This is a genomic window from Enterococcus sp. 3H8_DIV0648, from assembly GCF_002140655.1.
In the GTDB taxonomy this organism is placed as follows: domain Bacteria; phylum Bacillota; class Bacilli; order Lactobacillales; family Enterococcaceae; genus Enterococcus_A; species Enterococcus_A hulanensis.
Map to the genome: position 1 here is coordinate 3,255,109 of NZ_NGLG01000001.1, position 5,162 is coordinate 3,260,270.

Annotated in this window: 5 protein-coding genes; 4 read left to right on the top strand and 1 reads right to left on the bottom strand. The window is 39.1% G+C overall.

Annotated features, from left to right (window positions below):
- Positions 1-481 precede the first annotated feature (481 nt).
- The 3 genes from A5875_RS15010 (at position 482) to A5875_RS15020 (ending at position 4,310) form a co-directional block, all read left to right on the top strand.
- Positions 482-1,675 (top strand): glycine C-acetyltransferase, encoded by a 1,194-nt coding sequence (locus tag A5875_RS15010; RefSeq protein ID WP_088934333.1) that lies wholly within the window; start codon positions 482-484, stop codon positions 1,673-1,675.
- Positions 1,676-1,714: 39 nt separating this feature from the next.
- On the top strand, positions 1,715-2,716 hold the full coding sequence (locus tag A5875_RS15015; RefSeq protein WP_088934334.1) for an NAD-dependent epimerase/dehydratase family protein: 1,002 nt from the start codon (positions 1,715-1,717) through the stop codon (positions 2,714-2,716).
- Positions 2,717-2,960: 244 nt separating this feature from the next.
- Positions 2,961-4,310, top strand: a complete 1,350-nt coding sequence (locus tag A5875_RS15020) for an APC family permease (RefSeq protein ID WP_088934335.1) — start codon at positions 2,961-2,963, stop codon at positions 4,308-4,310.
- A 105-nt stretch (positions 4,311-4,415) separates the two neighbouring features.
- On the opposite strand, the gene A5875_RS24160 is transcribed toward A5875_RS15020, so the two are convergent.
- Positions 4,416-4,613 (bottom strand): hypothetical protein, encoded by a 198-nt coding sequence (locus tag A5875_RS24160; RefSeq protein WP_088934336.1) that lies wholly within the window; start codon positions 4,611-4,613, stop codon positions 4,416-4,418.
- Between the two features lie 107 nt (positions 4,614-4,720).
- Here A5875_RS24160 and A5875_RS23295 point away from each other — a divergent pair, with 107 nt between their 5' ends.
- Positions 4,721-4,894, top strand: a complete 174-nt coding sequence (locus A5875_RS23295) for an aldo/keto reductase (RefSeq protein WP_141108308.1) — start codon at positions 4,721-4,723, stop codon at positions 4,892-4,894.
- Positions 4,895-5,162: the final 268 nt, after the last annotated feature.

Below are 5,162 nucleotides of genomic sequence, written 5' to 3' on the forward strand. Positions count from 1 at the left end.
GAAAATAAAATCGCGTTTTATTTGGAAATGATTAGAAACTCGCCGGGCAATAAAAACTCATTCTCTTTATTGAAAATTAAAAAACAGAGTTTTTATTGTGAGAAAAAGAGCGTAGAAAAAAGCAAAGATTAAAAACGTCAGATAAGCGTTTTCACCGATCTGAATTTTTTTAAAATCATTATTACTCGCCTATTGTGAAAGAAGACACGTTGTATTTTGCCAATTCCAATCGCTAAAATGAGCGGGATTTCTCAACCCAAAAACTAAATTTAGAATTATTAAATAAAATTGATTAGAAAGATTCTAACTTCTATGATAATTCAAAGAATTGTCGAGGCTTAAAGTTGTAAACGTTATCAATCCCGCATAAACTATGGGTGTACAGAAGGAAAGCGCAAACAAATTGATCAGCTGTTCATTTTTTTAAAGCTAAAAAATAACAACTTCAATTGCGCAATAATCAATACGGAGGAGAATCGTTATGAGTTCAAAAGTTCTTGACCAATTTCTTGAAACGAACTTGGCAGATTTAAAAGAGAAAGGATTGTTCAATACAATCGATGTGTTAGAAGGAAGCAATGGTCCAATCATTACTGTTAATGACAAAAAAATGATCAACCTTGCATCTAACAACTATCTAGGATTTGCTACTCGACCTGAGCTGATCGATGCAGATGTGGAAGCAACGAAACACTATGGAGCAGGTGCAGGAGCGGTTCGGACGATCAATGGAACTTTAGACATCCACCAAAAACTAGAAGAAAAAATCGCTGAGTTCAAAGGAACAGAAGCAGCCATTGCTTTCCAATCTGGCTTTAACTGTAATATGGGTGCCATTTCAGCAGTTATGAAAAAAGGCGATGCAATTTTATCAGATGAATTGAACCACGCGTCAATCATTGACGGCTGTCGTTTATCCGGCGCGAAAATCATCCGCGTCAACCACCAAGATATGGAAGATTTAGAAGCCAAAGCAAAAGCAGCGACTGAAAGCGGCGAATACAACAAAGTAATGTATATTACCGACGGCGTCTTTTCAATGGACGGCGACGTAGCGAAGATTCCTGAAATCGTTGAAATTTGCGAAAAATACAATGTAATCACTTACGTCGATGATGCTCACGGAACTGGAGTTATGGGTAAAGGCCGCGGAACAGTTAAACATTTTGGCATGCAAGATCATATTGATTTCCAAATGGGAACATTATCAAAAGGGATCGGCGTTGTCGGCGGTTATGTAGCCGGAACAAAACAATTGATCACTTGGTTGAAATCACAAGCGCGTCCGTTCCTATTCTCAACTTCATTAACACCTGGAGCTGCTGGTGCAAGTATTGAAGCGATTGACTTGATTGAAAAGCATCCTGAATATGTTGAAAAACTTTGGGATAATGCGAATTACTTTAAAGATGAATTGAAACGAATCGGCTACGATATCGGTCATTCTGAAACACCGATTACTCCGGTTATCGTTGGCGATGAAAGATTAGCACAAGAATTTTCTAAGAAATTATTGGAAAACGGTGTTTACGTAAAACCAATCGTCTTCCCAACAGTACCACTAGGCACAGGCCGTGTTCGTAACATGCCAAACGCAGGCCACACAAAAGAAATGTTAGACGACGCAATCAAAGTTTATGAAAAAGTCGGCAAAGAATTAAACATCATCAAATAAAAAAGCAAAATTAAGCTAAAGAGAGAGGAAGTCACATCCATGAAAAAAGTATTGATCACAGGCGCATTAGGACAAATTGGTTCAGAATTAACAGAAAGACTACGTAAAGATCTAGGTGTTAAGAATGTCATCTCAACCGATATTCGTACGATTGAAGGCAGCCCAGTTGTTGAAAATGGTCAATTTGAAGAATTAGATGTAACCAATTACGAAAACTTTTTAGATATGGCAAAACGCTATGAAGTTGATACGATCATTCACTTGGCAGCATTACTTTCTGCTACAGCTGAAAAACGTCCAGCGTTTGCTTGGAACTTGAACATGACTGGTTTAATGAACGCTTTAGAAGTGGCTCGCGAAATCGGACCAGAAACTAAATTCTTCGCACCATCTTCAATCGCAGCTTATGGACCAGATGCTGAACCAGATAATACACCGCAAGATACTGTGATGCACCCAACTACAATGTATGGTGTAACAAAAGTAGCCGGTGAATTATTGGAAAACTACTATCATACAAAATATGGTGTGGATACTCGTTCCGTCCGTTTCCCAGGCTTGATCTCATATAAAGTAGAACCTGGCGGCGGTACTACAGATTACGCAGTAGACATTTATTACGAAGCATTAAAAAACAAATCTTACACATCATTTATCGATAAAGGAACATATATGGACATGATGTATATGGATGATGCAATCGAAGGAATCGTGAAATTAATGAATGCGGATGCAAGCCGTTTGGAACACCGCAACTCATTCAACATCACAGCGATGGCCTTTGAACCAGAACAAATCGCGGCTTCAATCCGCCGTCGTATTCCAGACTTTGAATTGAACTATGACGTTGATCCAGCGCGCCAAACAATCGCAAATTCATGGCCTAACTCCATTGACGACAGCGATGCACGCAAAGAATGGGACTTCAGTCCAAGCTTTGATTTAGACAAAATGACGGATGAAATGTTAGAAAGACTATCAGCAAAATTTAAGGCAGAAGGCATCGAAACTAAAGTGTCTTTTGATAAAGTAAATTCATAAAACGGCTAGTTTTTCTTAATAGAACATGAGGGGGAAATAAGAAAAAAGGAAATGTTTAAAATAACGTTTCCCTTTTTCTTTCCTCGTGTTAAGATAATGACCGAACAAATGAAGGTAGTTATTAAATACTTGGTATATCGCAATTTTTTGTTCTGTTTCTCTTATTCGATAACTTCAATTATTTGTTTTAAAGATCAAGTTAAGAAGTGAACAAGAAATCGCTTCGCAATAAGGAGGAAATATTATGGCAGTCAACCAACAAGACGTCGTTGGTTCACAACAAGGTGAATTAAAACGAACGATGACATTCTTCCCGGCTCTTTCGACAGTAATGGGTACTGTAATCGGAGCAGGGGTATTCTTTAAAGCAGCCAGTGTTGCTGCAGTAACCGGGTCAACTAGCTTGCATATGTTGTCTTGGTTCCTAGGCGGATTGATCAGTGTCTGTGCGGGATTAACAGGTGCGGAATTAGCGGCAGCAATTCCAGAAACCGGCGGGATGCTGCGCTACATCGAACGTGCTTATGGAGAATTTTGGAGCTTTTTACTTGGTTGGGCGCAAGTAGTTATCTACTTCCCAGCAAACGTAGCCGCTTTATCAATTATTTTTGCCACTCAGTTCAAGAACTTATTCGGTATGAGCGATGCAACGATCATTCCGATCGCGATCGTCGCTGCGGCGTCAATCATGTTGATCAACTTCCTAGGCTCAAAGGCCGGCGGGATGTTCCAATCAATCACGTTAGTTTGTAAGTTAGTTCCTCTAGCATTGATCGTTATCTTCGGTTTGATGCGCCAAGGAGATGTCTCAGTCAGCTTGTTCCCAGTCCAAGCAGGACCAGCGGTTGGCGGGTTTGCCCCAGCATTAGGTGCCGGTCTATTAGCAACAATGTTTGCTTATGATGGTTGGATTCACGTCGGAAATATCGCCGGCGAATTGAAAAAACCAGCGCGCGACTTGCCTCGTGCCATCGCTGGCGGAATCTTAGGGATCATGGTCGTTTACTTATTAGTACAATTCGCTTTCCTACGTACATTGGATATGTCTGCTTTAGCAGGTAACGAAAATGCGGCGATGGATGTTGCTGGAAAAATCTTCGGCGGCATGGGCGGTAAATTAGTTACGATCGGTATCTTGATCTCGGTATACGGAACGATCAATGGCTACACCATGACAGGTATGCGTCTTCCTTACACAATGGGACTTGAAAAACAATTACCATTCTCAGATAAATTAGTAAAATTAAACAAAAACCACGTTCCTTACATTGCAGGTATCCTAGAATTAGTGATCGCTATCGGTATGATGATGATCGGCGGATTCGATATGCTGACTGACATGCTGGTATTCGTCATTTGGATCTTCTACACATTAGTATTTATCGCAGTAATCAAATTAAGAAAAACAGAACCAGATTTGGTTCGTCCTTATAAAGTACCACTTTACCCAATCATTCCAATCGTTGCGATCATCGGCGGAATTTTCATCCTAGTGATGACCCTGATTAACCAGTTCCAATTGGCAATGGTCGGTATCGTGATCACAGCGTTAGGTATTCCTTTCTACATTTACTTGAAGAAAAAATACAAATAAGCGTTAAAGCCGTCATCTTCGATTTATTACGAGCGCGGCTTAAAGCAAACAAATACGAGAAAACATCTAAGGCAGATTCTGTTGCTTTAGGTGTTTTTTTTCATTTCATTTTTTTTCTGAGCGGCTGTTTGATTTAAACCGTATCATTCGTGGCTGATGAGAGGACGATAGGGGGGAAGGTGTACCGAAGCGCATCGTTTCATCAATAAAGGCTTCCAGCATTTCCATATTCTCAGCAATGACTTTGACCTGCTGAACCTGTTGCAACTTCTTCAGATGCTGGGTCAGCATTTTTTTCGTCAATTTTGGGTCGTCAAACTTTAGTTACTTTTTTGTGAGTATGCCACTTTAAAGTACCTTCTTGTACCTTGTAAAAGCGGCTCTTATACTTAGGAAAAGGAAGGAATGAATTGGATAAAATAAAAATAGGCAATGATTTAAAGGTGAGTGAGATTGGTTTAGGAACGATTAATTTTGGAACAAAATTGGATACGGATACTGCTCATTTAATGTTATCAAAATATGTGGAGTTGGGAGGAAACTTTTTAGATACGGCTATTAATTATGCCGCTTTGAACAGTTAAGTTTTGTGAGAAAACAGAGTAAATCAAATTCTTGGTTTTTGAAGCATATCACGGATCAAGTTGGTGGAAGTGCAGTGTTGATAACGACTTTTTCTATTAAATATTTAAAGGAAATCATGGAAGAGGCAGATTTTAAAAATAGCTTATGTCATAAAACTTTAAAGAGTTGAGTGAACTGACCAATTTATTCTATAAGAAAATTTTTGTAAGTTCATAAAGTTTAGAATGAGTCAGCTATCTAATTAAAAAAATAAAAAGTTACAACAGT

What these genes read in the sequence shown, in the direction of transcription:
- A5875_RS15015 (WP_088934334.1), top strand. Translation starts at nt 1,715, where the DNA reads ATGAAAAAAGTATTGATCACAGGCGCATTAGGACAAATTGGTTCAGAA.
- A5875_RS15020 (WP_088934335.1), top strand. Translation starts at nt 2,961, where the DNA reads ATGGCAGTCAACCAACAAGACGTCGTTGGTTCACAACAAGGTGAATTA.
- A5875_RS15010 (WP_088934333.1), top strand. Translation starts at nt 482, where the DNA reads ATGAGTTCAAAAGTTCTTGACCAATTTCTTGAAACGAACTTGGCAGAT.